This is a genomic window from Paucibacter sp. KCTC 42545, from assembly GCF_001477625.1.
Taxonomy (GTDB): Bacteria; Pseudomonadota; Gammaproteobacteria; order Burkholderiales; family Burkholderiaceae_C; genus Paucibacter_A.
Window position 1 is genome coordinate 809,369 of record NZ_CP013692.1, and the last position, 26,435, is coordinate 835,803.

Annotated in this window: 23 protein-coding genes; 16 read left to right on the forward strand and 7 right to left on the reverse strand. The window is 66.5% G+C overall.

Going from position 1 to position 26,435, the window contains the following annotated elements; genetic code table 11:
* Window positions 1–3 precede the first annotated feature (3 nt).
* From AT984_RS03560 to AT984_RS03595, 8 genes are all read left to right on the forward strand, one after another.
* Window positions 4–495: a BON domain-containing protein gene (locus AT984_RS03560; protein WP_058718937.1), complete on the forward strand. Its 492-nt coding sequence runs from the start codon at window positions 4–6 to the stop codon at window positions 493–495.
* Window positions 496–640: 145 nt separating this feature from the next.
* The gene (locus tag AT984_RS03565; RefSeq protein WP_058718938.1) at window positions 641–832 is read left to right on the forward strand and encodes a hypothetical protein; all 192 of its coding nucleotides are present in this window, start codon (window positions 641–643) and stop codon (window positions 830–832) included.
* Entirely contained in the window at window positions 829–1,209 is a 381-nt protein-coding gene (locus AT984_RS22790) for a hypothetical protein (RefSeq protein ID WP_156421875.1), read from the forward strand. The genes AT984_RS03565 and AT984_RS22790 overlap by 4 nt, the downstream gene beginning before the upstream one ends.
* 14 nt (window positions 1,210–1,223) lie before the next feature.
* Entirely contained in the window at window positions 1,224–1,649 is a 426-nt protein-coding gene (locus tag AT984_RS03575) for a hypothetical protein (RefSeq protein WP_156421876.1), read from the forward strand.
* A gap of 10 nt (window positions 1,650–1,659) precedes the next feature.
* On the forward strand, window positions 1,660–2,841 hold the full coding sequence (locus tag AT984_RS03580) for an MlaE family ABC transporter permease (RefSeq protein WP_058718941.1): 1,182 nt from the start codon (window positions 1,660–1,662) through the stop codon (window positions 2,839–2,841).
* Window positions 2,838–3,725: an ABC transporter ATP-binding protein gene (locus AT984_RS03585; protein WP_082679758.1), complete on the forward strand. Its 888-nt coding sequence runs from the start codon at window positions 2,838–2,840 to the stop codon at window positions 3,723–3,725. Before AT984_RS03580 ends, AT984_RS03585 begins: the two co-directional genes overlap by 4 nt.
* Entirely contained in the window at window positions 3,722–4,687 is a 966-nt protein-coding gene (locus AT984_RS03590; RefSeq protein WP_197418233.1) for an MlaD family protein, read from the forward strand. Before AT984_RS03585 ends, AT984_RS03590 begins: the two co-directional genes overlap by 4 nt.
* Window positions 4,684–5,373 carry an ABC-type transport auxiliary lipoprotein family protein gene (locus tag AT984_RS03595; protein WP_058718943.1) on the forward strand — a complete coding sequence of 230 codons (690 nt, stop codon included), beginning with the start codon at window positions 4,684–4,686 and terminating at the stop codon, window positions 5,371–5,373. The genes AT984_RS03590 and AT984_RS03595 overlap by 4 nt, the downstream gene beginning before the upstream one ends.
* Here the strand turns inward: AT984_RS03595 and arcC are convergent.
* The 4 genes from arcC to AT984_RS03615 are packed head-to-tail and all read right to left on the reverse strand — an operon-like array spanning window position 5,285 to window position 10,005.
* Window positions 5,285–6,286 carry a carbamate kinase gene (gene arcC / locus AT984_RS03600; RefSeq protein ID WP_082679759.1) on the reverse strand — a complete coding sequence of 334 codons (1,002 nt, stop codon included), beginning with the start codon at window positions 6,284–6,286 and terminating at the stop codon, window positions 5,285–5,287. The two genes, AT984_RS03595 and arcC, sit on opposite strands and share 89 nt — an antisense overlap.
* Complete coding sequence (gene argF, locus AT984_RS03605) at window positions 6,283–7,281, reverse strand: ornithine carbamoyltransferase (RefSeq protein ID WP_058718944.1); 999 nt, start codon at window positions 7,279–7,281, stop codon at window positions 6,283–6,285. The genes arcC and argF overlap by 4 nt, the downstream gene beginning before the upstream one ends.
* A 50-nt stretch (window positions 7,282–7,331) precedes the next feature.
* Window positions 7,332–8,552, reverse strand: a complete 1,221-nt coding sequence (locus AT984_RS03610; RefSeq protein ID WP_058718945.1) for an arginine deiminase — start codon at window positions 8,550–8,552, stop codon at window positions 7,332–7,334.
* A 43-nt stretch (window positions 8,553–8,595) separates the two neighbouring features.
* Entirely contained in the window at window positions 8,596–10,005 is a 1,410-nt protein-coding gene (locus tag AT984_RS03615; protein WP_082679760.1) for a basic amino acid/polyamine antiporter, read from the reverse strand.
* A 279-nt stretch (window positions 10,006–10,284) separates the two neighbouring features.
* On the opposite strand from AT984_RS03615, the gene AT984_RS03620 reads away from it, so the two are divergent.
* The gene (locus AT984_RS03620) at window positions 10,285–11,097 is read left to right on the forward strand and encodes an N-acyl amino acid synthase FeeM domain-containing protein (RefSeq protein WP_156421877.1); all 813 of its coding nucleotides are present in this window, start codon (window positions 10,285–10,287) and stop codon (window positions 11,095–11,097) included.
* Window positions 11,098–11,298: 201 nt separating this feature from the next.
* On the opposite strand, the gene AT984_RS03625 is transcribed toward AT984_RS03620, so the two are convergent.
* The 3 genes from AT984_RS03625 to AT984_RS03635 all read right to left on the reverse strand — a co-directional run bounded on the left by AT984_RS03625 (window position 11,299) and on the right by AT984_RS03635 (window position 13,467).
* Window positions 11,299–11,907, reverse strand: coding sequence for a hypothetical protein (locus AT984_RS03625; RefSeq protein WP_156421878.1), 609 nt, complete (start codon window positions 11,905–11,907; stop codon window positions 11,299–11,301).
* 17 nt (window positions 11,908–11,924) lie between these two features.
* Entirely contained in the window at window positions 11,925–12,653 is a 729-nt protein-coding gene (locus AT984_RS03630; RefSeq protein ID WP_082679761.1) for a Crp/Fnr family transcriptional regulator, read from the reverse strand.
* 94 nt (window positions 12,654–12,747) lie between these two features.
* Window positions 12,748–13,467 (reverse strand): Crp/Fnr family transcriptional regulator, encoded by a 720-nt coding sequence (locus tag AT984_RS03635; protein WP_197418234.1) that lies wholly within the window; start codon window positions 13,465–13,467, stop codon window positions 12,748–12,750.
* A gap of 305 nt (window positions 13,468–13,772) precedes the next feature.
* Between AT984_RS03635 and AT984_RS03640 the strand changes: the two genes are divergently transcribed.
* The 7 genes from AT984_RS03640 (at window position 13,773) to AT984_RS23405 (ending at window position 26,367) form a co-directional block, all read left to right on the forward strand.
* Window positions 13,773–14,777, forward strand: coding sequence for a DnaJ C-terminal domain-containing protein (locus tag AT984_RS03640; protein WP_058718949.1), 1,005 nt, complete (start codon window positions 13,773–13,775; stop codon window positions 14,775–14,777).
* Between the two features lie 11 nt (window positions 14,778–14,788).
* The gene (locus AT984_RS03645) at window positions 14,789–15,100 is read left to right on the forward strand and encodes a chaperone modulator CbpM (protein ID WP_058718950.1); all 312 of its coding nucleotides are present in this window, start codon (window positions 14,789–14,791) and stop codon (window positions 15,098–15,100) included.
* Window positions 15,101–15,166: 66 nt separating this feature from the next.
* Window positions 15,167–15,718 carry an NADPH-dependent FMN reductase gene (locus tag AT984_RS03650; protein WP_058718951.1) on the forward strand — a complete coding sequence of 184 codons (552 nt, stop codon included), beginning with the start codon at window positions 15,167–15,169 and terminating at the stop codon, window positions 15,716–15,718.
* A 130-nt stretch (window positions 15,719–15,848) separates the two neighbouring features.
* Window positions 15,849–16,235 (forward strand): DUF4398 domain-containing protein, encoded by a 387-nt coding sequence (locus tag AT984_RS03655; RefSeq protein WP_058718952.1) that lies wholly within the window; start codon window positions 15,849–15,851, stop codon window positions 16,233–16,235.
* A gap of 53 nt (window positions 16,236–16,288) precedes the next feature.
* On the forward strand, window positions 16,289–17,191 hold the full coding sequence (locus AT984_RS03660) for an OmpA family protein (protein WP_058718953.1): 903 nt from the start codon (window positions 16,289–16,291) through the stop codon (window positions 17,189–17,191).
* Window positions 17,192–17,219: 28 nt separating this feature from the next.
* Window positions 17,220–17,456 carry a hypothetical protein gene (locus AT984_RS03665; RefSeq protein ID WP_058718954.1) on the forward strand — a complete coding sequence of 79 codons (237 nt, stop codon included), beginning with the start codon at window positions 17,220–17,222 and terminating at the stop codon, window positions 17,454–17,456.
* Between the two features lie 160 nt (window positions 17,457–17,616).
* Entirely contained in the window at window positions 17,617–26,367 is an 8,751-nt protein-coding gene (locus AT984_RS23405) for a GH36-type glycosyl hydrolase domain-containing protein (RefSeq protein ID WP_082679762.1), read from the forward strand.
* Window positions 26,368–26,435 lie beyond the last annotated feature (68 nt).

A 26,435-nucleotide genomic window follows, 5' to 3' on the forward strand; every position in this document is an offset into this window, starting at 1 on the left:
GCCATGAAAATACCCAAAAATCCTTCGCCCCAGGCCATGCGTGCCCTGGCCGCCGCCATCATCGCTTTGAGCATGGCCGCTTGCAGCAAAGAAGCTGATGATGCGCGCACACCGGGCAAGAAGCTGGACGATGGCATTGCCAAGATGGAGCAGCAGTCCGAGGCCATGAAGCCCGAAGTGAAACAGGGCGCGGCCGATGCGGCCTCAGCCAGCAGCACGGCAATGCAAGACGCCAAGCAGGCCACGCTTGAGATGCGTGAGCAGGTGGGGGCCGATCTCAGCGACGCCGGCATCGTTACCACCGTCAAGGCCAAGCTCGCCGCCGAGACGCTGCTGACGGTGTCCGACATCAACGTCGATTCGACGAAAGGCCGGGTGGTTCTGCGTGGCACGGCGGCCGACAAGGTGGCGGTGGCCCGTGCGCGGGCGATCGCACTGGGCGTCAAAGGTGTGGTCGATGTGGACAACCAGCTGACCGTCAAGACCAAGTCTTGATGCGCTGACCTGCGGGTGCACGCTGCGCCCAGTCGAGTTCGTCCTACACGCAGGCCCGCTGTTTGCCGATGGCGAGCCGCCCTGCGCGGGTGGACCATGGTGCCATCTAAAGCCCGCTGCCAGCGGGTTGGCTTGAAGGTCTGTCATGACACATGAGTTGAACGCACTGAGCCCGACGCCGGCGGGTGATCGCCCCCAGGACGCCAGGGGCGGAGCGGCTGAATTCGATGTGGACGGGCTGGGCGCCATCGGCTTTGAGTCGGCCTGCCCGGCCTTGCTGGCCAGCCTTTGGCTGGGTGCAGCGGCAGACGGCGGCGCTGCGGTGGAGCCGGCATGAGCAGCCACATCTTGCCGCATTGGCCGCGCTCGCAAGGGCAATCACAAGGGCAATCGCGCCCGCAGCAAGGCCCCGGTCTGCGCGCCGTCCACCATGTAGACGGTCCTGCGCATGCCGGTTTGTGGTGGTGGTCGGGCTTGGCGGCCTTGCTGTGCCTGGCCTTGTTGCTGGCGCTGCAAGTGGTTGTGCAGCGCTCGGTCGAACAAGGTCAGCTGCGCCGTGCCATCAAAGCCACCCAAATCGGCCAAGCCCGCCATTGCACCCAACTGGTCGGTGGGCGGCAGCAAGAAGCCTGCCTGCTGGCGCTGAACGAAAGCGCGCGTTTGGGGGCGCAAGCCCAGCAGGCCTTGCCGCCAGTTCAAGCATCGAATCCCTAGCCAAGGAGCACACCATGAAAGCCAAGTTTTCACCCACTGCCCGATCACCCCTAGCGGCTCGCCTCAGCGGACTGTTGCTCTTGCTGCCCGCCGTGCTCTTGAGCCAGGCTGTGGCGGCGCAGCCGTCTGAGCTGGCGCAGCGCCATCAGCGCGAGATTGCCGCGTGCAAGAGCGGGCAGGCGGCGCAAAGCCGGGCCGATTGCCTGCGCGAGGCCGAAGCTGCTTTTGCCGAGGCCAAGCGCGGTGAACTCAATGACGGCCCCGCCGCCTACGAGCGCAATGCGCGCGAGCGCTGCATGACCTTGCCCATGCCCGAACGCTACGAGTGCATCGCCCGCATGCGTGCGCCGGCCAGCGGCAGTGTGGCCGGTGGGGGCCTTCTGCGCCGTGCGGTGACCCCTGTCCCGCCGCCCGCGTCTGCTTCCCAGCCCAAGCCCTAAAAACGCCGGCATGGATGCCGCCGCCGCGAGCTTCAACCAGACCACGCCGCAGCGGCTGACGCTGGCCGGCTTCTGGACAGCGCGCGGCATGGGCGATATGCCGGCGCGCTTGTTGCCCGCGCGCGTGCTGGCCGCGGCGCCGGATCAAGCGGAGCGCAGCGCTCCTGATTCCCCGTTGGCCGGGCCGACTGAGGTGGAAGCCAGCGGCATTCAAGCCCTGGACAGCGCCGGTGCCTATGTCTTGCAAAAGCTGCTGCTTAGCCGTGGCAGCGCCGGCCAGCCCGCGCAATTGCTAGGCTTGCCCGAGCGCATGCAGGCCTTGCTGGCGGAGGTTGCGGCGCAGTTGGAACAAAGGCCAGCGGCCGCCGCGGCAGCGCCGGCACCGGCCGGCCTGCTGGCGCGGGTGGGGCGCATGAGCGTCAGCCGTATCGCGGCGGCAGGCAGTGAAATGCTGGCCTTGCTGAGCTTTGTGGGTGAATGCGCGCTCGCCCTGGGCCGCGGCCTGGCTTCGCCAAAGCGCCTGCGCTGGCGACCCATGCTTTTCAACCTCCAGCAAGCGGGAGTGGAGGCCCTGGCCATCGTCGGCCTGATGTCTTTTTTGCTCGGCGTGGTGGTGGCCTATCAAGGTGCGAGTCAGCTGCGCCAGTACGGCGCCAACATCTTTGTGGCCGATCTGGTGGGCCTGGCGATGCTGCGCGAGTTCGCGCCGCTGATCACCGCCATCATCATTGCGGGCCGTTCTGGCTCGGCCTATGCGGCGCAGATCGGCAGCATGGTGGTCAGCGAGGAGATTGACGCAATGCGCACCCTGGGCCTGCTGCCGCTGGAATTGCTGGTGCTGCCCAAGCTCCTCGCACTGCTGGTGGCACTGCCGCTGCTGACTCTGTTTGCCGATGTGCTGGGCGTGCTGGGCGGCATGCTGATGGCCAGCGCCAAGCTGGATGTGACGCCAACCGAGTTCATCGAACGCTTTGCCAAGGCCGTCAGCGTGACCTCTTATCTGATTGGCATCGGCAAAGCGCCGGTGTTCGCCGCCATCATCGTGCTGGTGGGCTGCTTCCAGGGTTTTCGAGCCAAGGGCGGCGCCGACAGCGTGGGGCGGCAAACTACCCGCAGCGTGGTGCAGTCCATCTTTCTGGTGGTCAGTGCCGACGCCTTGTTTTCGGTCGCGTTCAGCGCGCTGGATTTATGAGCGCCGCCGCAGCCCTTGCCGCTGAGGCATCACCCGCCGAAACGGTGATTCGGCTGGACCATGTCAGCACCAGTTTCGGCGCGCATGTGGTGCACCGCGACATCAGCCTGGAGGTGCGCCGGGCCGAGATCTTCGCCTTGATTGGCGGCAGCGGCTCGGGCAAGTCCACCCTGCTGCGCGAGATGATTCTGTTGCAGCAGCCCGATGCTGGCACCGTCAAGGTGCTGGGCGCGGCGCTGCAGGGCATCAGTGCCAAGGACGCGCTGGCCCTGCGCCTGCGCTGGGGCGTGATGTTTCAGCATGGCGGCTTGTTCGGCAGTTTGACGGTGCTGGAGAACATTGGCCTGCCGCTGCGCGAGCACACCGCGCTGGCCGATGGCTTGATCGACGAGATCGCAGCCAGGAAGCTGCAGATGGCGGGGCTCAAGCCCGAGGTCGGCGCGCAATACCCGCCCGAACTCAGCGGCGGCATGCTCAAGCGCGCCTCGCTGGCACGCGCCCTGGCCCTGGACCCCGAACTGCTGTTCTTGGACGAGCCCACCGCCGGGCTGGATCCCGTCAGTGCCGCCGGTGTTGACGCCTTGGTGCTCAAGCTGCGGGATCTGTTTGGCCTCAGCATCGTGATGATCACCCATGACCTGGACCTGCTCTGGCAGGTGGCCGACCGGGTGGCGGTGCTGGCCGATGGCCAGGTGCAGGGCGTCGGCAGCATGGCGGAGTTGGCGGCCATGGAACTGCCGGCGGTGCGGCAGTTCTTTGAAGGGCCGCGTGGCCGCCAGGCTCAGGAGCAGGCAGAGACACAATCGAAAGCGAAAGCTGAGGCGCCGGCGTCCCAGAAGCCGCCGACCCCAAGCGCAGGGAGCCCATCATCGAAACCAAGGTGAACTTCAGCCTGGTGGGCGGCTTTGTGCTCTTGCTCGGCGCGGCGCTGATCGCGGGCGTGCTGTGGCTGGCCTCGGGTGGGGCTTGGGCGGCCAAGCAAGACCTTTATTTGTCCATCATGGAAGAGTCGGTGGCAGGGCTGAACCTGAACGCGCCTGTGAAGTACATGGGCGTGGATGTGGGCAAGGTGCAGGACATTGCGCTGGATGCCGACAAGCCCGAGCGTGTGCGGCTGCTGTTCGCCATCAAGCACGGCACGCCGATCCGGGTGGACACCGTGGCCGTGCTCAAAACCCAAGGGCTCACCGGCATTGCCTATGTGGAGTTAGCCGGCGGCCTGGCCAGCTCCGCGCCGCTGCATGCCGTGGCGCCCGAGCGTTATCCGTTGATTCGCAGCAAGCCTTCTCTGAGTGCCCGGTTGGAGAATGTGCTGACCAGCGTGCTGGCCAAGCTGGACAGCACCTCGGCCAGCCTCAATGCCTTGCTCAGCCCGCAGAATCAAAAGGCCTTCAGCGCCACTTTGTCTGATATTGCCTTGCTCAGCCACACCCTGGCTGGGCGCCGCGACACGATTGATGACGGCCTGGTGAGCGCCGCGCAAACCCTGGACAACAGCGCCGCGCTGAGCGCGCAGCTCAGGCGCCAAGCTGGGCCCTTGATGCAGCGGCTGGACAACGCGGCCGTGGCCGTTGAAAAAATGGGCCTTGAGACCGCGCAAGCCAGCAGCAGCGCGGGCCGCACCGTGGCGGATGTGGGCGGCGATCTCAAGCGCTTCAGCGCCGTGGCGCTGCCGGAGCTGCAGCGCTTGATGAGTGAGCTGAGCGTGCTGGCGGCCTCGCTGCGGCGCTTGAGCGAGCAAGCCGAACGCAATCCCGGCGCTTTGATCCTGGGGCAGGGCGCTGTGCCCGACGGCCCCGGCGAAGCGCTCGAGCCGATCAACAAGCCGCGCAAGGAAGAGCCATGACACAACATACCCTGGCAGGGGCTTGGCGTTCGGGTATCGCGGCCGCGCTGCTGCTGAGCCTGGGCGCTTGCGGCAGCTTGTTGCCGGAGCCGCCAGCGGCGCCGACGCTGCATTTATTGACTTGGCGCCCCCCACTTGTACCTGCGCCTGCGCCTGTGTCCGCGCCCATGTCTTCATCGGCCGTCCTGCCCCAGCCCGCGCTGCCGCCTCAACTCAGCTTGCGCATCAATGAACCGCTGGCCGCCGCCGGCTTTGACAGCCGCCGCATCATCTATCTGCGCCAGCCTTACCGGCTGGACTATTACGCCCGACATGAGTGGGCGGACACGCCGGCGCGGATGCTGGCGCCGCTGCTGCAATCCGCCTTCGCTGTGAGCGGCTTGTACCGGGTGGTGGTGAGCGCCGCGAGCGCGGCCAATACGGAACTCAGCCTGGACACCGAGATCACGCGTCTGCAGCAAGACTTTTCGCAGCAGCCCAGTCAGCTGCGCCTGAGCTTGCGCGCCAGCTTGTTGGACAACGCCAGCCGCCGGGTGCTGGCCAGCCGCGGGTTTGATGTGAGCTTGGCGGCGCCCAGCGAGGACGCGCAGGGGGGCGTCACGGCCGCGAATCTGGCGCTGCAGCAGGTCTTGGCTGACTTGCCGCGGGCGCCGGAGTTTGCGCCGCCCAGGGCAGCGCCGCCTTGATCTGGGTGCCGGCGCGGCCGGCCAACATGGCCTCGATCTGCTCCAGCGGCCCGATCACAGCGCGGCGCCCGGTCGCATTCACGAAAGCGCAGGCGGCGGCGACCTTGGGGCCCATGCTGCCATCGGCAAAGCTGTGCTGGGCCAATTGCTCGGGCGTGGCCTGCGCCAGCACGTGCTGTGTGGCCAAGCCCCAATCGAGGCAGACGCCGGCTACATCGGTGGCGATGATCAGGCAGTCGGCATCCAACTCGATGGCCAGATTGGCGCTGCACAGATCTTTGTCAATCACCGCCTCAACGCCTCGCATCTCGCTGCGACCAGGCAGCCTGGCCACCGGAATGCCGCCACCGCCGCAGGCAATCACCACCACACCGTGCTCCAGCAGCCAGCGGATCGAAGGCATGCCCAAAACATGCAAGGGCTGGGGCGAGGCCACCACGCGGCGCCAGCCGCCGCCGTCCCGCACCCGCTTCCAATCCTTGGCCGCGGCGATGGTTTGCAATTGGTCCTCGCTGTAGACCGGGCCAATGGGCTTGCTGGGGTGGGTGAAAGCCGGGTCATCCGCAGCCACCTCCACCCGGGTCAGCAGGGTGCTGACTTGCCGGCCCGGCGGCAGCGCATTGCTCAACTCTTGTTCAAGCAAGTAACCAATCATGCCCTCGGTTTGTGCGCCCAACACATCCAGCGGGAAGGCGGGCAGGTCGCTGTGGCTGTCAGCATAAGCACTGGCCTGCAGGGCCAGCAGGCCCACTTGCGGCCCGTTGCCATGGGTCAGCACCAGCTCGGCATGCTGGGCCGCGACGCGGGCCAGCTGCAGCGCGGCGAGCCGCACACTGGCCAGTTGATTGGAGGCGGTCAGGGCCTGGCCGCGCCGCAGCAAGGCATTGCCGCCGATGGCGATGACCAGCTTCATGCCAGCGTGGCGACCAGCACGGCCTTGATGGTGTGCATGCGGTTCTCGGCCTGGCTGAAGACGATGGAGGCCTCGGATTCGAAGACCTCGTCCGTCACCTCCAGCTCACTCAGGCCAAAGCGGGCGTGGATGTCACGGCCCAGCTCGGTGTCCAGATTGTGCAAGGCCGGCAGGCAGTGCATAAAGCAGCTGCGCGGTTTGCCGCTGGCCTGCATCAAGGCTTGGTTGACCTGGAAGGGCAGCAGTTGATCGATGCGCTCCTTCCAGGCATCGGCCGGCTCGCCCATCGAAACCCAGACATCGGTGTAGATGAAGTCGGCGCCGGCCACCGCCGTCTGCGGTTCGGTGCTCAGGCTGATGCGCGCGCCTGTGGTCTTGGCCAATGTGCGCATCTGTGCCACCAGCTCGGCCGGCGGCTGCAGCGCCAATGGGGCGGCGATGCGCACATCCATGCCCATTTGCGTGCCGCCCACCAGCAGCGAGCAGCCCATATTGAAGCGGGCATCACCCAAATAGCAAAAGCTCAGCTCATGCAGCGGCTTCTCGCCGAACTCTTCCATGGTCAACAGATCGGCCAGTACCTGGGTCGGGTGTGACTCATCGGTGAGGCCGTTCCAGACCGGCACGCGCGAGTAGCGGGCGATGTCCTCCACCACGCTTTGATGAAAGCCGCGGTATTCGATGCCGTCATACAAGCGGCCCAGCACGCGGGCGGTGTCTTTGAGCGACTCTTTGTGGCCCAGCTGCGAGCCAACCGGGTCGATGTAAGTGACATGGCCGCCCTGGTCATGTACGGCCACTTCAAACGCGCAGCGGGTGCGGGTTGAGGCCTTCTCGAAGATCAGCGCGATGTTCTTGCCTTGCAGGCGCGGGTGTTCGGTGCCGGCGGCTTTGGCGCGTTTGAGCTCGGCCGCCAGGTCGAGCAAAAAGCGTATGGCGCGCGGCGGGAAATCGCGCAAATCCAGCAGGCTGCGGTTGCGGAGGTTGAAGCTCATGGTGGGTCCTGGTTTCGGCTGCTGGATTTGTTGCTGTTACTGCTGCGGGTTCAGAGCTCTTCGCGCACGATGGGGCAGCTCATGCAATGGCTGCCGCCGCGTCCGCGCCCCAGCTCGCCGCCGGGAATGGTGATGACCTCGACGCCGGCCTTGCGCAGCCGCGTGTTGGTGAAGACATTGCGGTCGTAGGCCACCACCACGCCGGGCGCCAGTGCCAGCAAGTTGTTGCCGTCGTCCCATTGCTCGCGCTCGGCTTCGAAGCTGTCGCCGCCGGTGGCGACTGTGCGCAGCTTGCTCAAGCCCAGGGCGACGGCTAGGATGTCGATGAAGCCCTTGCCATGCTCGCTGCGCACATCCACGCTGCCGGGCTCTTTGCCCGGCCGCAAGCTGTGGACTCGGATCGCATCCACCATCTCGGGGAAGATGGTGACCAGATCGACATCGCAAAAAGTCAGCACCGTGTCCAGATGCATGGCGCCGCGCGACTTGGGGATTTGCGCGGCCAGCACCTGGCTGGCGCTGCCGTCGGCGAATAGGCGCGCCGCGAGCTGGCAGACCGCCTGCGGCGACGTGCGCTCACCCATGCCGATCAACACCACGCCGCCGCCCAGGGGCATCACATCGCCGCCCTCCAGGCTGGCCTGGGCGGTACTGCTGTCTGGCTCACCCCATAGCGCTTCGCTTTTGCCCGCAAACATGGGGTGAAAGCGGTAGACGGCGGCCACCAGCAAGGTCTCTTGGCGGCGCGCCGGCCAGAACATCTGGCACAGCACGAGCTGATTGCCGACCCAGCAGCTGCTGTCGCGGGTGAACAAGCTGTTCGGCAAGGGGGCAAGCAGCAAATCGGCTGGCCCGCTGCAAGCGCCCAGCAGGCCGACCGGCTCAAAAGGCAGGTCGCTGCGGGCCAGGCCGCCGATCAGAAAGCTGGCCAGCTGCAGCGGCGGCAGGCCTTCGAGCCAGGGGCGCAGTTGGGCGGCGCCGGCGGGGTCGTAGGCATCGGGGGCGAGCTTGCGGTCGAGCAGCCAGGCGCGGGCCTTGGTATCGCTGACGGTGGCCGCCAGCAGGTCCAGCAGTTCCAGCACCTCAACGCCGCGCTCCGTCATCAAGGAGCTGAAGGCATCATGGTCGCTCTGCGCGCGCGCCACCCACAGCACATCGTCAAACAGCAGTTCGCGGCAATTGGCTGGCGTCAGGCGCCTTTGCGCCAGGCCGGGCCGGCAGACCAGCACCTGGCGCAGGCGCCCGACTTCGGAATTCAGTCCTGGCTTCATCGCTTGTTTCCCTTTTCATTGCCGTGTTGTGTTGATGTCTTGACTACAGCCCCAACCGGCCCGAACTCAGCATCCAGGCCGCCAGCAAGGCCAAGCCCAGCAAGGCGGCCAGCAGCAGCCATTCCATGGGCTTGAAAGGGGTTTGTGCGCGCTCGCGCTTGGCCCACAGATACATGGCCACGCCGGGCAGGTAGAGCAGGGCGCTGAGCAAGAGGTACTTCAGCCCGGCGGCGTACAGCAGCCACAGGCAATAGGCGCTGGCCACGGCGGTGATCACTTGAATGCCCAGCTTGCCGTCGCGCCGCACCAGCAATGCGCCGTACACCGCGCTGAACAAATAGGGCTGCAAAATCATGGCGGTGGATAGCGAGATCAGCGCCAGATAGCTGGCCTTGGAAATCAGCGTGAGCAAGAGAAAGGCCTGCACCATGGCGCTGCTCAGCCACAGCGCATTGGCCGGCACACCGGCACTGTTCTGGCGGCCCAGCCAGGCCGGCATCACGCCGCCTTTTGCGGGGGTGAATAAGGATTCGGCCGCCAGCAAGGTCCAGGCCAAAAAGCCGCCGCCCACGGAGACCAGCAAGCCGATATAGATCAGCACCGCACCCCATGCGCCGACGGCGTGCTCCAGCACGCCGGCCATCGACGGGTTCTTCAGGCCGGCCAATTGCGGCTGTGCCAGCACGCCCAGCGACAGCAGCGAGACCGCCATCAGCAGCGCCAGGGCCAGCAAGAAGCCGATCACCGTGGCCCGGCCGACATCGCTGCGGCGCGCTGCGCGAGCCGAGTAGACGCTGGCGCCTTCGATGCCGATGAAGACCCAAACCGTCACCAGCATGGTGCTTTTCACCTGGGCCAGCACCGAGCCCAGGGCCGGCGTGCCCCAGAAATCGATCTTGAAGGTGCTGAGTTCAAAGGCCAAGGACACCAGGACGATGAAGATCAGCAGCGGCAGCACTTTGGCCAGGGTGACGATGCCGTTGAGCAGGGCCGCGCCCTGAATGCCGCGCAGCACCAGGGCGTGCACCAACCAGAGCAGGGCCGAGGCGCCAAGGATGGCCGCAGGCGTATTGCCTTCACCAAAGACCGGGAAGAAGTAGCCCAAAGCACCGAAGGCGGCGACCAGATAGCCCACATTGCCGATCCAGGCGCTGACCCAGTAGCCCCAGGCGGCATTGAAGCCCACATAGTCGCCGCCCAGTTCACGGGCATAGGCGAACACGCCGTTGTCCAACTCAGGCTTGCGCAGCGCCAGCATCTGATAGCACAGGGCCAGCATCAGCATGCCCAAGCCGCTGATGCCCCAAGCAATCAGGATCGCACCGGCGCCCGCACCGGCCGCCACGTTCTGTGGCAGGCCGAAGATACCGCTGCCCAGCATGGAACCCAAGACAAGCGCCACCAGCAGGATCAGGCTGAGTCGGTTTGAAGGCTTGGCGCTTGGGGCTGGCATGAGCGGTCCTAATGAGGGGGCGGGTGGGCATGGCGGCTGTGGCGCGCTGACACGAAGGCCTGCGGCGGTTGAGGCCTTGGCTTCATCTTCGACAGCCCGCTTCACCCTGACTGTTGGATACCGCACAGATGGCTGATTAGCCGTCCACCTGCCTTGCCTTTCTTGTCCTGGCCTGTATGCAGCGCCAGGGTGCGCCGTCGCACCGACAGGCCGCTGCCAATGGGACTAGGTTCGCAAGCGCAGGCAGCAAGCCGCTTTCAGCCTCGGAGGTACTGATCCATGAACGCAGACACCATCATTGGCGTGCCCTTTGAGTCGCGACCTTTGCGCTCTTTGTTGCAGGAGGCTTTCGAGCCCCTGCAGCCGCCTTCGCCCGAGCAGAGCCAGCGCTTGTTCAAGATCCGCAGCGCCGATTCGGCCGGCCAGCGCAGCTCGGCCAGCATCTTGGTCAATCGCATGTATGCCTGGCGCGGCTATGACACCGGCAAGGGGCCCGCCGCCCAATTGCCGGAGCGCATCACCCTGCTGGCCAGCGAAGACGAGCTGACCATAGGCACCATCACGATAGGCTTTGACTCAGGCGCCGGCCTTTGCGTGGACCAGCCCTTCTCGCTTGAAACAACGGCACTGCGCGAGCACGGCCTCAAGCTGTGTGAGTTCACCCAGCTGGCGGTGGACAGTGTGATGCGCTCCAAGCGGGTGCTGGCCTCGCTCTTTCATGTGGCCTATATCTATGCCCACCGCATGATGGGCTTTGACAGCTTGCTGATCGAGGTCAACCCACGCCATGTGCGCTTTTACGAGGGCATGCTGGGCTTCCAGGTGCTGGGCCAGCCGCGCATGAACCCGCGTGTGAATGCGGTGGCGGTGCTGATGCGCATTGACTTCAGCTATATCCACGAACAGATCGCCATGTATGGCGGGCGGCCGGAGCTGGCCTTGCAAGCGCGCTCCCTCTATCCCTTTGTGTTCTCGGTGGCCGAAGAGGCCAGCATCGTCGGCCGGCTCAAGCGCACCCAGCCCGACGTGGTTTTCTCTCATCTGCCGCAGGTTCAGCCGAATAGCGCCTGGCCGGTCTGGCCACAGGCCTGAGCGCCGCCGAGTGCGCGCACTCGCAGATGCGCTCAGGGTGACAGCTAGCGCCGCCGCACTGAGGTGGCGTCGGGAGCGTTCTATGCCTCACCGCTTGTTTTTACGGTGCAGCTTGGAGTGCACGCCTCACAGCATTGCATCCGTGTCCTTTTCCTCTGAGGCAAGGGGTGAAGAGGGCGATGCAGGGGGGAACGATGGACTTCAAAGCTGCTGCACCGGCAGCGCGGCGGCGCACCACCGGACGCTGCGGCGGCAAACCAGCTCTGCCGCTTTGGCTTGGCGCGAATAGGGCACGTCATGCAGCACCAGCACCCACAGGCCTTGTTCGAGCCCGTGGTGCACTTGCGCTTCAAAGCTACGCACAGGGACTCGACGCCGCCGCCGCGCCGCCAAACCAGCGCCGACCAAGGCGCCTAGGCCTATCGCCAAGAGCATCAGTGGCAGCGGCGAGCTGGATCCCAGATCTTGCAGCCAGCTATAGTTCAGGTCGAGCAGGATGCCTCCCAAGGCGAGAAAGCCGCCGACGAGTGCGCCTAGTCCGGTCATCGGCCAGCCGTCTGCGGCCCAATCCCAGGCTTGAGCCTGCATGCGGGTCGGGCGCAACCAATGCCGGGACTGCCGCGAGAACAGGCCCGGCGCGGCGTCGCTCGGGCGCAGCAGGGTCAGCTGGGCGCTGTGCAGGCCGTGGCTGAACTGCAATTCCCGGGCGGCCGCCGTCCATTCTGCCTCGTTGAGGTAGAAGCCGGCCAGGCAATCCAGCGCGCGGTCAACCGGCAGGCTGTGCGCCATTTCCGCAACCGGGGAACTCATAGTTTTGTTCATCATCATCATGCCTGCTGGGACATCAAGGCAGCCCCCCCCCGCTGCTTGGCCGGCTGGGCCGGGTTGGCGACGCGCTGCTCCAGGCTAGCGCGGTCCAGCACGGCAATGCGGCCGCGGCTATAGCTGATCAGGCCGGCCTGGCTGAGCCTCAGTGCGGCGGCAGTGACGCCCTCGCGGCGCACGCCGAGCAGATTGGCCAGCAACTCCTGCGTCATCATCAAGGCCTCGCTGGGCAGGCGATCCAGGCCCATCAGCAGGCGGCGGCACAGCAGTTGGTCGATGGAGTGATAGCGATTGCAGGCGGCGGTTTGCGCCATCTGCGCCATCAGGCTTTGGGTGTAGCCCAGCAGCATGGCCTGGATGGCGCCGGCTTGCGTGATTTCTTGTTTGACCCGGTGCGCCGGCAAACGCAGGGCTTCGCCAGCGCTTTGCACCACCGAGCGGCTGGGCGTGCCATTGCCGCCCATGAAGACCGAGATGCCCACCACGCCGTCGCGGCCGACCACGGCAATCTCGGTCGATTCGCCATCTTGCGTCAGATAGAGCAAGGAGACGATGGCTGTGGTGGGGAAGTAGACATAGGCCGCCGTGCTGCCGGACTCGCACAGCACTTGGCCCAGGCTCAGCTTCACCGGCTGCAAGTCGGCGGCCCAGCCGGCCAGATCGGCCTCGGGCAAGTCGGCCAGCAAGAGGTTTTGGCGCGGCTGGCAAGTCGGGCTAGGGCAAGTTTTCATGACAGGCTCCGCTGCGTCTTTAGGAGAGCCCATCTTTGTCCTGCCGCGCCCGCCTGACCATCAGCGGGCGGCTGATCTATCTGTCAACTCTGTCCTACAGCTGCGAAGTCCGGGGCAACAAGCGTTCGTATTCGTCTTTGACCACCGCATAGCATTCGCAGCTGCGCTGCTCCAGGCCGGGCCGGTCCAGCACCGAGATATGGCCGCGGGCATAGCGGATCAAGCCGGCGCGCTGCAGCTTGAGAGCGCTCTCGGTCACGCCCTCGCGGCGCACACCCAGCATATTGGCGATCAAATCCTGGGTCATCACCAGCTCATTGCTGCGCAGCCGGTCCAGGCTCAGCAGCAGCCAGCGGCAGAGCTGTTGATCGAGCGAATGGTGGCGATTGCAGACCGCTGTTTGCGACATCTGCGTGATCAGCGCCTGGGTGTAGCGCAGCAGCAGCTGCATCACCGGGCCGGAGCGCTTGAACTCATCCTTGATCGCCTGCGCCTTCATGCGCAAGCCCTGGCCGGCGCTTTGCACCACCGCCCGGCTGGGGGTGGAGTCGCCGCCCATGAAGAGCGAGATGCCCAGCAGGCCTTCGAAGCCGACCACGGCAATCTCGGCCGAAGCGCCGTTTTGCATCACATAGAGCAAAGAGACGATGGCGCTGGTGGGGAAGTAAACATGGCTGAGCGTGCTGCCCGGCTCGTACAGCACCGTGCCCAGGGGCAGGTCCACCTTTTCCAGATGGGGCAGCATGCGCAGCCACTCCGGCTCGGGCAAGGCATCGAGCAGTCGGTTTTTGCGTAGAAGCGAGGGGGCGGCCATCAAACAACTCCAGGCGGTGTGTATTGGCGTTCAGGGCCAATAACGGCGAGTGCTTACGGTGGAAGGCCTGGTCAGGTTGAGCCGGCAGTGTAGACGGGGGCTTCTCGGCGTGCTGCTGCACTGTGGAAGCTAGGGGGGTGCAAGAGACCGGCTTGTGGCGTGCGCAGCACGTGGGCATCGAAGGACGCTGCTTATGTGCGCTGGCGCACAGACCGATGGTGGCCTGAGTGCGCTCAATATTGGATCAAGCCTGGCGCCTGTGCAGGGCCGGCGCGAGCAGCCATTCACCCCGGATAAGTGCATTCATGGAGTTCAAGGACTATTACCAGACCTTAGGCGTGGATCGCAGTGCCACGGCCGAGCAGATCAAGCGCGCCTACCGCAAGCTGGCGCGCAAATATCACCCTGACGTCAGCAAAGAGCCCGATGCCGAAGCCCGCTTCAAGGCGGTGGCCGAGGCGCATGAGGCCTTGTGCGATGTGGATCGGCGCGCAGCCTACGATGCGATTGACAGCCGCACGCAAGGCGGTGCCGACTTCAAGCCCAGCCCCGGCTGGAGCGATGGCTTTGCCTTCGACGGGGCGGAATTCGCCGCCGCCGGCAGTGGTGGCGAAGGCAGCAGCGGCAGCCGCAGCAGCTTCTTCGAAGCCTTGTTTGGCCGCCAGACCGGCCGCGGCGCAGCGCCTGAGTTCGCACAGCGCGCCGGCGCCGACCAGCATGCCAAGGTCAGCATCACCTTGCTGGATGCCTATCGTGGGGCCGAGCGCACGATCACCTTGCATATGCCGCAAGCCGCCGCGCCGAATGAGGCGGGCGGGCAGGGCAGTGCGGGCAAAGCCATCACGGGCATGCTCAACAAGCGCATCCAGATTCGCATCCCCAAAGGCATACAAGCCGGCCAGCATCTGCGCCTGGCGGGCCAGGGCCATGCCGGCCTGGGTGGCGCGCCGCCGGGTGATTTGTATTTGGAGATTGCCTTCTTGCCCTCGGCGCGCTTTCGTGTCGAAGGCAGCGATGTGTTCACCGATCTGCCGCTGGCCCCCTGGGAGGCCGCACTGGGTGCAACGGTGAACTTGCAAACGCCGGACGGTGAACTGGCCCTCACCGTGCCGCCGGGCTCCAAAAGCGGGCGTCAGCTGAGGCTCAAGGGCCGTGGCCTGCCTGCCTTCAATGCGGGCGTGGCGGGCGATCTCTACGCGACCGTGCAGCTACAGCTGCCACCGGCGGATAGCCCGGAGGCCGAGCAAGCCTATCGCGCCATGGCCGCGCAGTTCAGCGCATTCGATCCACGCGTCTCGGCGCCGGTTTGAGGACTATCACCATGAGCACGACTCTGGCGCAATGGCAAGGGCAGGCGCTGCTGGTCGAGCGCGAATGGCAATTCACGCTGGACGGGCTCAGCCAAGCCTGCCAGGTGGACGCCGCGCGGCTGTACGACTTGGCGCGCGAAGGCGTGTTTGGCCTGGTGGCGGAGGATACCGGGCAATGGCTGTTCGAAGGAGCCGCGCTGCGACGGGCGCGCTTGGCGCTGCGCCTGCAGCGCGAGCTGGATCTGAGCCCGCATGGCATTGCGCTGGTGATGGACCTGCTGGATGAAATCGCCCAGCTCAAGCAGGCATTGGGCCGCCCGTAGTGGTCTAGCGCACAGACCCGGCAGCCCAGGCTCGCTAAGTTCAAGCCTCCATTTCCGGAGAGCTTGATGCAGAACTACCAAGTCGCTTTGATCGTCGGCAGCTTGCGCCGCGAATCCTTCAACCAGCGCTTGGCCGGCGCGGTGATGCGTCTGGCGCCGAGCTGGATCAGGTTCAAGGCGGTGGAGATCGGCGATCTGCCGCTCTACAACCAGGATGACGACGACAAGCCCGGCGCGCCGGTGCTGCGCCTGCGCGCCGATCTGCGCTCCTCGCAGGGCTTGCTCTTTGTCTCGCCCGAATACAACCGCTCCATCCCCGGCGTGCTCAAGAACGCGCTTGATCATGGCTCGCGCCCTACTGGCCAAAACGCCTGGGCTGGCAAACCGGCGGGGCTGATGGGGGTCTCGCCCGGTGCCACCGGCACCGCGATGGCGCAGCAACATCTGCGCAATGTGCTCGCCGCCCTGGATGTGCCGGCCATGGGCGTGCCGGAGGTGTTCTTGCAGGCCAAAGAGGGCTTGTTCGACGCCGACGGTGGCTTAGGCGCCGGAACCAAGGCCTTTATGCAGAGCTGGATGGAGCACTACCTGGCTTGGCTCAAAAAACATGCAGATTAGGCCGTGAGCCCGGCGGCCCGGCCAGGCGGCTGTAGGCCCTGTCCGACAGCTGTTTGCGGGCTCGGCTGATGGCCCCACCGGCCCCGCGCCAGCATCATCCATTCAGCATTTGAAAACCACTGGAGAAGCCATGAAAACTATTGCACCAACGCAGCCAGCGCTGATTCGCCGGGCCGGCTTGAGCCTGCTCAGCGCGATCTTGATCGCTGGCTTGGCGGCCTGCGCCGGTACACCGCCCACGGCCCAGATGGCGCTCAGCAAGGCGGCGGTGGAGCGGGCCGACACCTCGGCCGCCGTGGATGCGCCGGTGCAGGTGGCCGCGGCCCGCCTCAAGCTCAGCCAAGCCAATGCGGCCTTCGCGAACAAGGACTTTGAGCTGGCCCGCCGCTTGGCCGAGCAGGCCGAGGCCGACGCCACCCTGGCCGAGAGCCAAGCCCGCTCAGCACGCTCCGCCCGCTCTTTGGCCGAAGTGCGCGAAGGCATACGCCAGCTGCGTGACGAGATGTCGCGCAAGTGAAGGCTTGCGCCCGTCTAAGTGCCCCCGCGCCAAATCCACAGGAAACCCGTCCCATGAAAACACTGACTCTGAGTCCCAAGACCTCTACCTTGCCAGCTACCCTGCTGTTGACCGGCTTGCTGCTGGGCGCTTGCGCCAGCACGCCGCCAACGCCGCCGCCCGCGCTGGTGGACGCACGCCAAGCCGTGGCCAATGCCGCCGCTGACCCGATGGTGCGCCTACATGCGCCGTTGGAATTGAAAACGGCCAACGATTCGCTCAGCCGCGCCAATGCGCTGCTGCTCAAGGGCGATGCGAGTTCCGATCTGGACAGCGCGGCCTATGTGGCCGCGCAGCAAGCCCGCAGCGCGACTGCGGTGGCGCAGGCCAAGAGCAGTGATGCGGCCGTGCTCAGCAGCGAGGCAGAGCGCGAACGCGCCCGCGCCGATCAACGCGGCCGAGAGCTGGAGCGCTCGCGCAGCCAAACCGGCGTGGCGCAGCGCCAAGCCGCAGCGGCCGAGCAGGTGAGTGAGCGGGCCGTAGCCGTGGCGCGTGACGCGCAGGCCGAGCTGGCCGCCTTGCAAGCGCAAAAGACCGAGCGCGGCATGTTGGTGACGCTGGGTGATGTGCTGTTCGAACTCAACCGCGCCGAGGTGAAGCCCGCTGCTCAGCAGTCGCTGCGCAAGCTGGCGGACTTTTTGCAGCAGTATCCGCAGCGCCAGGTGCTGGTCGAAGGCCATACCGACAATAGCGGCGGTGCGGCTCTGAATGATGCGCTGTCCTTGCGCCGGGCCGATGCCGTCAGGGCCGCCCTGCTGGCCACTCATACCGGACTGGACGCAGCGCGCATCGCCACGGTTGGCCATGGGGAGCGCTTCCCGGTGGCGGATAACGCGAGTGCCAGCAACCGGGCCATGAACCGCCGGGTCGAGATCTATATCTCGGAGAACGAGCAGCCCGTACGTCCGCGTCGTTGAGCGGCAGCTGAACCGCATGAGGCACGCCATGGCTGATTCCGCTTGCAACTGGAGCACCTCGTCCTTCGGCGACAGTGCCGACACCTCGCCCGGCGAGCTTCAGGCCATGGGCGAGCATCTTGGGCTGTGCCGGATCTCGCACGGCCGCATCTTCCGGCTGCGCTGCGCGGCCGAGCGCTTGCATGGCTTTGTGGCGCCGCGTTTCGTCACCAGCCTGGTGCTGGTGCTGATGGTCTTGGTGCTCGGCAGTGTTTTGTTTGGCTAGGTCATGGCTACAAGTGTGGTGTTTCACACTGTGTTGAACACAAAACCATGCCTTTGCCCCCATGGCTGCGTTGCAAATCCTCGCCATAGCTTCGGCTATGTCTGCGGTTTGCGTCTTGCCACGGGGCCAAACGCATCGGTTTTCTCAAGTTCCACACAGCATGAAACACCACACTAGCGATTTGCAGCGCCTGCTGCCGGAGGTGACCCCCCTCTTGGGCGACATCCTGGGCGGCCAGCGCGGCGCCTTGTTGGCGCCGATTCGGGCCGAGATCTTCGGCCAGCAGCGCTTCGCCCAACATGGCCGCAGCCTCGGCCTTACCCACAAGGCGGAGCGCTCCAGCGCCTTCGCAGCGAGCTTTTTCCCGCGCCTGCGCAGCAATATCCAGGCCTTGCGCCAAGCCCATCTCTACATCGGCGAGCGCGCCAAAAGCGGCTACGACATCAGCCCGGCGGCCGAATGGCTGCTCGACAACTTCCACCTGATCGAGGCGCAACTCAAAGAGATCCACGAGGGCCTGCCGCAAAGCTATTTCCGCGCCTTGCCCGTGCTGCTGGATGAGCCGCTGGCTGGGCTGCCTCGCATCTACGGCGTGGCCTGGGCTTTTGTGGCCCATACCGACGGCGCTTTCGAAGAGGACTTGCTGCTGCATTTCCTGGCCGCCTACCAAGAAACGCGCGAACTCAGCCTGAATGAAATCTGGGCCTTGCCCACCACCTTGCGGGTAGTTCTGGTGGAAAACCTGCGCCGCCTGGCCGAACGCGTGGCCACCAACAAGGCCGCGCGCGAGGTTGCTAATCTCTGCTTTGACCGGCTGGACAGCTTCAACACGCGGGCGCTGGATGAGGTGCTGGCGCTGCTGAACCAGCGCGGCGTCGGGCGAGTGTTTCTGGCCCAGATGGCGCAGCGCCTGCAAGACCAGCGCATGACCGGGGTGCGCTTGAGCGATTCGCTGCCGGCGCGCTGGTTGAGCGAGGCCTTGCCCGATCTGGCCGCCGCGCAGGCGCAGCAGATCGCTGATCAAACGGCGGACAACCTCAGCGTCAGCAATGCCCTGACCAGCTTGCGTGCCATCGGTGATGCCGACTGGCCTGACATCGTCGCCCGCAGCAGCCGCTTGATGCAAATGATGATGGACGCACCGGTGTTCGCCGCCGAGCACATGGTCACGCGGGACCAGAGCCTGCACGCCATCGAGCGCCTGGCGCGGCGCAGCGGGCGCAGCGAAGTCGCCGTGGCGCAGGCCTTGCTGGCGCTGATGCGCCATAGCAGCGAGGGCGATGCCCGGCACTGGCTTTGCGGGCCGGGCCGGCCGACCTTGGTCGCTGCCTTGGGCCTGCCTAAACAAGCGGCCCTGCTGGAGCGCCTGGACAGCTGGCTGGCCCGCTGGAGCCGGCCCTTGCGGCTGCCGCTCTATCTGGCCGCCTTGCTGGGCGGCAGCTTGGGTTTGCTGACCTGGCTCTGGCCGGCAGCACTTGGGCTCACAGGAGACTGGCTTGGATTGAGCATTGTGCTGGCCTTGCTAATCTTGTTCCCGGCCTCGGAGGCGGTGGTTGCGGTGATCAACCGCCTGGTCAGCGAGTCCGCCCGGCCCAGCCATTTGCCACGCCTGGCCCTGGCCCAAGGCATACCGGCCGAGCACCGCGTGATGGTGGTCATTCCAGCCATGCTGAGCAGTGCTGCTGCCGTGACCGAGCTGGTGCACCGCCTGCATCTGCATTACCTGGCCAACCCCGAGTCACAGGCGCAGTTTGCCTTGCTGAGCGATTGGCTGGACGCGCCCACGCCCGAGCTGGTGGGCGACGCCGCCTTGCTGGACTTGGCCTGTGCGCAGCTGGCCGAGCTGAATGCCCGCCACCCGAACGCCGCCTCTTTGCCGGGTGCGGCGCCGCTGGCGCCGCGCTTCATCTTGCTGCACCGGCGCCGGCGCTTCAGCCCCAGCGAGCAGGCCTGGCTGGGCTGGGAGCGCAAGCGCGGCAAGCTGGAGCAGTTGGTGAACCTGCTGGCCGCCGCCAGCCCAGAGAGCCGCAGTGAGAACAGCGCCGACGCCAACGCGGCCCGCGCCTTCATCCCTCTGGGCGAGCTGTCAACGCCGCAGCCCGGCACCCGCTACATCGTCACTTTGGACAGCGACACCCAGCTGCCGCCGGGCCGCTTGCGTGAGCTTGTCGGCGTGGCCGCCCATCCGCACAACCAGCCCGAGTTGGACCCCAGCGGCCGCTTTGTGGCCCAGGGCTATGGCATCTTGCAGCCGCGTGTGGTCACGCCGCTGCCGGCGCCCAAGGACTTCACGCTTTATCACTGGTTCTTTGCCGGCCAATGTGGCGTGGACCCCTACAGCGCCGCCAGCTCCGAGGTCTATCAAGACTTGTTTCAGGAGGGTAGCTTCAGCGGCAAGGGCCTGCTGCATGTGCAAGCCTTGCACGCCGTCTTGAATGCCCGCCTGCCCGAGGGTCAGGTCTTGAGTCATGACTTGCTCGAAGGCGCCCTGGCGCGTTGCGCGGCGCTGAGCGACATCACGGTGGTTGAAGATGCGCCTTTCCATGCCGATGTGGCGGCCTCCCGCGTGCACCGCTGGACCCGTGGCGATTGGCAGCTGTTGCCGATTCTGCTGAACCCCTGGCGCTATCCCTTTGCGGCAGTGAGCCGCTGGAAGATGTTTGACAATCTGCGCCGCTCGTTGGTGGCGCCGGCCTCTTTGTGTTTGCTCCTGCTCTTGCTGAGCCCCGCCGTGGCGGCCTTGGGCTTTTCGGCCTGGGCGGGCTTTGGCCTGGTGTGGGCGGCAGTGGCGGCCGGGCCGCTGCTGGGTGCCTTGGCCGGCTTTGCGCCCAGCCGGGATGATTTGGCGCTGCGCCACTTCTACGGCCGTGCTGCCGCCGACTTGCTGCGCGCGCTGCTCAGCGGCCTGTGGTTGCTGGGCCAGTTGCTGCAGCAGGCTTTGATGGCGCTGGACGCCGTGCTGCGGGCGCTCTATCGCCTGCTTGTCAGCCGCCGCCTGCTCTTGCAATGGACCACGGCCGCGGCCGCCCAGGCCGCCGCCAAAACCACGCTGCCCGCAGCGCTGCGCCAGCATTGGTGCGGCGCCGCGCTGGCGCTGCTGGCTTGGGCCGCGCTGATGCTTGCCGGCACGGCCAACCCCGGCTTGGCCAGTCTTTTGTGCCTGGCCTGGTTCGCCGCACCCCTGGCCAGCTGGTGGGTCAGCCGGCCCAATCCGGCCTGTGAGCAAGCGCCGCTCTTGGCGCCCGAGCAGGCTTATCTCGAAGCCATTGCGCGCGACACCTGGCGGTTTTTTGAGCGCTGCATCAGCGCCGCCGACCGTCACTTACCGCCCGACAACCTGCAGCTGGACCCGCAGGACATGCTGGCCCACCGCACCTCGCCGACCAATATCGGCCTCTACTTGCTGGCCAGCGCCTGCGCGCGCGAGTTCGGCTGGATTGGCACGCAGGACTTGCTGAGCCGCCTGGAGGCCACCTTGACCAGCATGCTGGCGCTGGAGCGCCATCGCGGCCATTTCTTGAACTGGTACGACACCGAGCGCGGCGAGGCGCTGCTGCCACGCTACGTCTCCACCGTGGACAGCGGCAATCTCTGCGGCCACCTATTGGCCGCCGCGCAAGCCTGCCGGGCCTTGCGCGCAGATCCATTTGAGAGGCAGGCTGGCGCACGCGCGCTGCAGGCCGCGCAAACGCGCTTGCAACCCTTGCTGGCCAGGCGCTGCGGCGGCTCGGCGGTGCTGCGCGAGCAGCTGCGCTGGTGCCTGGCCGATCTGCGGGCCACGCGGCGCTCCGTCGCGCTGGATCGGGTGAGCCCCGATTCCGGCCTTGCAGCCACGCGCCTGCTGGCCCTGGCCACGGCGTTCGAGCGCTTGGCGGTCGAGGCGGATTTCAAATTTCTCCACCATCCCAAGCGGCATCTGCTGCACATCGGTTACCGGGTGGCCGAGCAGCAGCTGGACTCGGGCTTTTACGATTTGCTGGCCTCGGAGTCTCGCCTGACCAGCTTGTTCGCGATTGCCAAGGGCGACGTGCCGGTGCGCCACTGGGGCGCGCTGGGGCGGCCCTTTTTTGCCGTGGCGGCGGTGGCCGGCCTGCGTTCCTGGTCTGGCTCGATGTTCGAATACCTGATGCCCAGCCTGGTGCTGGACGAGCCGCATGGCAGCGTCTTGCGCGAGGCCTGCCTGGCCGCTTTGCAAGAACAGATGCGCTTTGCTGAGCAGAACCTGACGCCCTGGGGCATTTCGGAATCGGCCTATGCCGGGCGCGACTACACCCTGGCTTATCAGTACGCACCCCAAGGCGTGCCCCGCCTGGCCTTGCGGCGCACGCCGACCGAGGAGTTGGTGATCGCGCCCTATGCCACGGCGCTGGCCGCGCAGATTGCACCTCAGGAAGCTTGTCGCAACTTCGCTCGGCTGGAAGCGCTGGGCCCGCCGGGCTTGGTGCGCAGCCGCTATGGCTTCATCGAAGCGCTGGACTATTCGCCCGCGCGTCAACTGGCCCAAGCCGGCAACACCCGCTTCATGGCGGTCAACACCTTCATGGCCCATCACCAGGGCATGAGCGTGGTGGCGCTGGCCAATGTGCTGCTGGGCGGCCCGGCGCAGCGCTGGGGCATGGCGCCGCCGCAGATCGAGGCGGTGGCCTCGCTGCTGCATGAGCGCGCACCGCGTGAAGTGGCGGTGCTGTTTGAGCCGCCGCAAGGCTGGGTGCGGCAGCCGCGTGAGTTGCGTGCGCCCAGCTTGCTGCGCGAAGTGCTGCCCGGCGACACCGCCGTGGCGCCCACCCATTTGCTGTCAAACGGGAATTACAGCGTGGCGCTGCGCGCCAATGGCGCGGGCTGGAGCCGCTGGGGGCGTTTTGGCATTAGCCGCTGGCGTGACGATGCCTTGCGCGATGCGCTGGGCAGCTTTTTCTATTTGCGCGGCTTGTCCGGGTCAGCTCGGTCGGGACTGTCGGCGCTGTCGGCGCGGCCTGGCTTGGTGTCCATCACCCAGCATCCGGCGCCCGATCCCGCGGCCCAGTACCGCTGCACCTTCCATGCCGACACGGTTTGCTTCGAGGCCAGTTGGCCGCAGCTGCAGGCGCAAACCACGGTCTGGGTCAGCCCCGAGGACGATATCGAGTTCCGCCAGGTCGAGCTGCGCAATCTGGGCCCGCACACCCTGGAGCTGGAACTGATTTCGGCCTTTGAAGTCACGCTGGCGGAGCCGCGTGCCGATGAGGCGCACCCGGCTTTTTCCAATTTGTTTGTGCGCGCCGATTGGCAGCCCGATCACCAGGCCTTGCTGTTCGAGCGCAAGCCGCGCCTGGCCACCGAACAAGGCTTGCTGGCGGTGCACTTTCTGGCCGATGGTGGCCCGCATCTGCTGAGCCTGCGCTGCCAAACCGATCGCCAGCAATGGCTGGGTCGCAATCGCCCGCCCAACCAGCCCTTGGCGAATTTCGATCCAGCTGTGATCAGTGCGCAGGCGCTGCCCCCCGGCGCCACGCTGGCCCAAGACACCGGCCTGGACCCGATGTGCGCCCTGGCCGCGCGCGTACGCATCGCCGCCAACGCCAAGGTGACGCTGACCTTTGCCACCGCCGCCTCGAACAGCCGCAGCCGCTTGGACGCCATCGTCGACAAATACCGCCAGCCCAGCCATGTGCAGCGGGCGACGTTGATGTCGGCCACGCTGACCGGCATCCGCCTGCGCATGCTGGGCCTCAGCGCCGAGAGCCTGCACGCGCTGCAGTCCCTCAGCACCGCGCTGGTGTTGACGCTGACGCGGCCGCAGGCGGCGGCGGTCGCTGCTGGCTTCGAAGCGCCCGCCGCGCTGGAAGGCGCGGCCGCCGCCATCTGTGACCGCCGCCTGCTCTGGCGCTTTGGCATCTCGGGCGATAAGCCGCTGATTTTGGTTTCGGCTGGTGTGTTGCAAGGCTTGGGCCTGGTGCGCACCTTGGCCAAGGCGCTGCGCCTGTGGTCCTGGGGCGGGGTGGCTTGTGATCTGGTGATCGTTAATGCCGAACCAGCTTCCTATTTGATGCCCTTGCAGCGCGAGCTGACGGCTTTGCGCGAACGCCATCTGGCTGAAAGCGCGGCCGGGCCATCGGGGGCCCAGGGCTTGAGCGGCCTGCATGTCTTGCGCGCCGATGAACTCTCAGACGCCGAACTGAACAGCCTGCGCAGCCTGGCCTGCCTGCATCTGCATGCCGATGGCCGGCCCCTGACGCATCATGTCGAAGACTGGTTGCAGCAGCACGAACAGGCGCTGGACGCGCGCCTGGAGGCGTCGATGACGGCGGTTGGGCCGGCACTGCTCAGTTCGGCGATGCCAGAGCTTGCTCAGTTCAAGGGCCAGTTCAGCAGCAGCGCCGACGACGAAGCTCAGGGCGAGTTCAGCTTCGAAGTCGACGCCCGCTCGCGGCCCCTGCGGCCCTGGATCAATGTGCTGGCCAATCGCGACTTCGGCGCGCAGATTTCCGAGGCCGGCGGCGGCTACAGCTGGGCCTTGAACAGCCGCATGAACCAGCTCACACCCTGGTCCAACGATGCGGTGGCCGATCCGCCGGGCGAATGGTTCTTGTTGCAGGATCTGGCGACGCAGGCAGCCTGGAGCGTGGCGCCGGGCGCTTGGGGGCCGGCCGATGTCTGCCATGAAGTCAGCCATGGCCAAGGCTATAGCGTGATCAAGCACCGGCGCGGCGATCTGGCGGTGACGGCGACTTGGTGCTTGGATGCACAGCGCTCGGTCAAGCAGGTGCAACTGGCTTTCGTCAACCATGGCAGCCGGGTTCTGTCCCTGCGCGTGGTGGGCATGGTGGAGTGGCTGATGGGCGCCAACCGCGCCGAGCGCAGCACGGTGCTAACGGCGGCCCGGCCCTCGCGCGCCAGTGACCACCGCCTCAACACCTTGCTGGCCACCCAGCATGAGCGTGCGCAGGGCTTTGGCGATGGCACGGCCTTCTTCGCCCTGGCCGCGCCGGCGGAGATGCACGCCAGGGAAGGGCATGGCGTGGACTGGACCTGCGACCGGCGCGAGTTCTTCGACGCCCGTGGGCGCTTGGTGTTGCCGGACTTTTTCGGCAAACGCCAGGGCGCTGGCCTGGACCCCTGCGCCGCCTTATCGACCCAGCTGATGCTGGCGCCGGGCGGCAGTGCGCAGCGGGTTTTTCTGCTCGGCTACGCAGCCAACCCGGCCGCCGCCCTGGACTTGGCCGAGCAGGCCGCCGATGTCATCCCTGCGCAGCGCTTGGCTGCCACGCGTGCCAGCTGGGATGAACTGCTGGGCGCCACCCAGCTGGCAACACCTGACCCCTTGTTCGACGCCTTGGTCAACCGCTGGCTGCTTTACCAGACCGTGGCTTGCCGGCTTTGGGCCAAGGCGGGCTTTTATCAAGCGGGCGGCGCCACCGGCTTTCGTGACCAGTTGCAAGACGCCATGGCCTTGGCCTGGGCCGCGCCGGCCATGCTGCGCCAGCAAATCGTGCTGTGTGCCTCGCGCCAATTCGTCGAGGGCGATGTGCAGCATTGGTGGCATAGCCCGCAAGGGGCCGGCGTGCGCACGCATTTTTCTGATGACTTGCTCTGGCTGCCCCTGGCCTGCGCGCACTATCTTCGCTGCTGCGGTGACGCCGAACTGCTGGACCAAAGCGTGCATTTCCTCGACGGCGCGCAGATCCCCGAGGGCGCCGAAGACGCTTACTACACGCCGACCGAAAGCGCTGAGGCGGCATCTGTTTACGAGCACGGCGCACGCGCCATCGACCGCAGCTTGAAGGTGGGCGTGCACGGCCTGCCCTTGATGGGCAGCGGCGACTGGAACGACGGCATGAACCGGGTCGGGGCCGAGGGGCGGGGCGAATCCGTCTGGCTGGGCTGGTTCTTGTGCCGGGTGGTGGCCGACTATGCGCCGCTGGCCCGGGCACGCGGCGAAAGCTTCCGCGCCTCGGTGTGGGAGAACGCCGCGGCGGGCTGGCGCTCGGCCTTGATCGGGCCGGGCTGGGACGGGCAATGGTTCAAGCGCGCTTTCTTCGACAACGGCGAGGCGCTGGGCAGCGGCCAGAACACGGAAGCTCGCATCGACTTGATCGCCCAGGCCTGGAGCGTTTTGTCGGGCGCCGCGCCGCCGGCCCTGCAGCGCATCGCCATGGCCGCCGCGCAAACGCATCTGGTGGATGCCGAGGCGGGCTTGCTGCGCTTGCTGGATCCGCCGCTGGTGGATGCAGTGCCAAGCGCGGGCTATATCCAGGCCTATCCGCCTGGCGTGCGAGAGAACGGCGGCCAGTATTCCCACGCCGGGGTTTGGGCCTTGATGGCCCGGGCCCAGCTGGCGCAGGCCAGCCCACCGACAGATGAGGGCGCATGGGGCGAACAGGGTGGAGCAGGTGAGGGTGCTGAGCTGGTGGGCGATGCGCTGTACCGTTATTTCAGCTATCTGAGCCCGGCCCACCGTGCTGCGCATCCCCAGCGCGGCCCCGTCTACCGGACCGAGCCTTATGTGCTGGCGGGCGATGTTTACAGCCAGCCGCCCTATGTCGGGCGTGGCGGCTGGTCTTGGTACACGGGGGCGGCGGCCTGGCTGCACCGCGCCGCGCTGGAGTCCATCTGTGGCCTGCGGCTGGAGGCGCGCAATTTGAGCTTTACCCCATGCCTGCCCAGCCACTGGCCGCGTGTGGAGCTGAGGCTCAAGCGGGCCGGCCGGGTGATGCACTTTGTCTTGCTGCGCGGCACGCCGGCCGAGGCGCTGGTTGCTGCCCAAGCCTTGGCGGGCCAGGTTCTGCTGCCGGGGCAAAGCCTGGCTTGGGCCGACTTGCCCGAGTTGCCAGCTACCCGCCACTTCCTGATTCCACTCTTGCCCGCTGCGGGCGGCACGCCGGCCCACAGCCCCGCGCGGCTTCTTCCTACAGCGGCAGGCGAAGCGCGCTGATGGCCGCCGGGCCCTGCGTTTTTTAAAGTGGCCTTATCGCTTGGGGCAGCCCCCAAGTTCAACCAGGA

What these genes read in the sequence shown, in the direction of transcription:
- AT984_RS03560 (WP_058718937.1), top strand. Translation starts at nt 4, where the DNA reads ATGAAAATACCCAAAAATCCTTCGCCCCAGGCCATGCGTGCCCTGGCC.
- AT984_RS03565 (WP_058718938.1), top strand. Translation starts at nt 641, where the DNA reads ATGACACATGAGTTGAACGCACTGAGCCCGACGCCGGCGGGTGATCGC.
- AT984_RS22790 (WP_156421875.1), top strand. Translation starts at nt 829, where the DNA reads ATGAGCAGCCACATCTTGCCGCATTGGCCGCGCTCGCAAGGGCAATCA.
- AT984_RS03575 (WP_156421876.1), top strand. Translation starts at nt 1,224, where the DNA reads ATGAAAGCCAAGTTTTCACCCACTGCCCGATCACCCCTAGCGGCTCGC.
- AT984_RS03580 (WP_058718941.1), top strand. Translation starts at nt 1,660, where the DNA reads ATGGATGCCGCCGCCGCGAGCTTCAACCAGACCACGCCGCAGCGGCTG.
- AT984_RS03585 (WP_082679758.1), top strand. Translation starts at nt 2,838, where the DNA reads ATGAGCGCCGCCGCAGCCCTTGCCGCTGAGGCATCACCCGCCGAAACG.
- AT984_RS03595 (WP_058718943.1), top strand. Translation starts at nt 4,684, where the DNA reads ATGACACAACATACCCTGGCAGGGGCTTGGCGTTCGGGTATCGCGGCC.
- arcC (WP_082679759.1), bottom strand. Translation starts at nt 6,286, where the DNA reads ATGAAGCTGGTCATCGCCATCGGCGGCAATGCCTTGCTGCGGCGCGGC.
- argF (WP_058718944.1), bottom strand. Translation starts at nt 7,281, where the DNA reads ATGAGCTTCAACCTCCGCAACCGCAGCCTGCTGGATTTGCGCGATTTC.
- AT984_RS03610 (WP_058718945.1), bottom strand. Translation starts at nt 8,552, where the DNA reads ATGAAGCCAGGACTGAATTCCGAAGTCGGGCGCCTGCGCCAGGTGCTG.
- AT984_RS03615 (WP_082679760.1), bottom strand. Translation starts at nt 10,005, where the DNA reads ATGCCAGCCCCAAGCGCCAAGCCTTCAAACCGACTCAGCCTGATCCTG.
- AT984_RS03620 (WP_156421877.1), top strand. Translation starts at nt 10,285, where the DNA reads ATGAACGCAGACACCATCATTGGCGTGCCCTTTGAGTCGCGACCTTTG.
- AT984_RS03625 (WP_156421878.1), bottom strand. Translation starts at nt 11,907, where the DNA reads ATGAGTTCCCCGGTTGCGGAAATGGCGCACAGCCTGCCGGTTGACCGC.
- AT984_RS03630 (WP_082679761.1), bottom strand. Translation starts at nt 12,653, where the DNA reads ATGAAAACTTGCCCTAGCCCGACTTGCCAGCCGCGCCAAAACCTCTTG.
- AT984_RS03635 (WP_197418234.1), bottom strand. Translation starts at nt 13,467, where the DNA reads ATGGCCGCCCCCTCGCTTCTACGCAAAAACCGACTGCTCGATGCCTTG.
- AT984_RS03640 (WP_058718949.1), top strand. Translation starts at nt 13,773, where the DNA reads ATGGAGTTCAAGGACTATTACCAGACCTTAGGCGTGGATCGCAGTGCC.
- AT984_RS03645 (WP_058718950.1), top strand. Translation starts at nt 14,789, where the DNA reads ATGAGCACGACTCTGGCGCAATGGCAAGGGCAGGCGCTGCTGGTCGAG.
- AT984_RS03650 (WP_058718951.1), top strand. Translation starts at nt 15,167, where the DNA reads ATGCAGAACTACCAAGTCGCTTTGATCGTCGGCAGCTTGCGCCGCGAA.
- AT984_RS03655 (WP_058718952.1), top strand. Translation starts at nt 15,849, where the DNA reads ATGAAAACTATTGCACCAACGCAGCCAGCGCTGATTCGCCGGGCCGGC.
- AT984_RS03660 (WP_058718953.1), top strand. Translation starts at nt 16,289, where the DNA reads ATGAAAACACTGACTCTGAGTCCCAAGACCTCTACCTTGCCAGCTACC.
- AT984_RS03665 (WP_058718954.1), top strand. Translation starts at nt 17,220, where the DNA reads ATGGCTGATTCCGCTTGCAACTGGAGCACCTCGTCCTTCGGCGACAGT.
- AT984_RS23405 (WP_082679762.1), top strand. Translation starts at nt 17,617, where the DNA reads ATGAAACACCACACTAGCGATTTGCAGCGCCTGCTGCCGGAGGTGACC.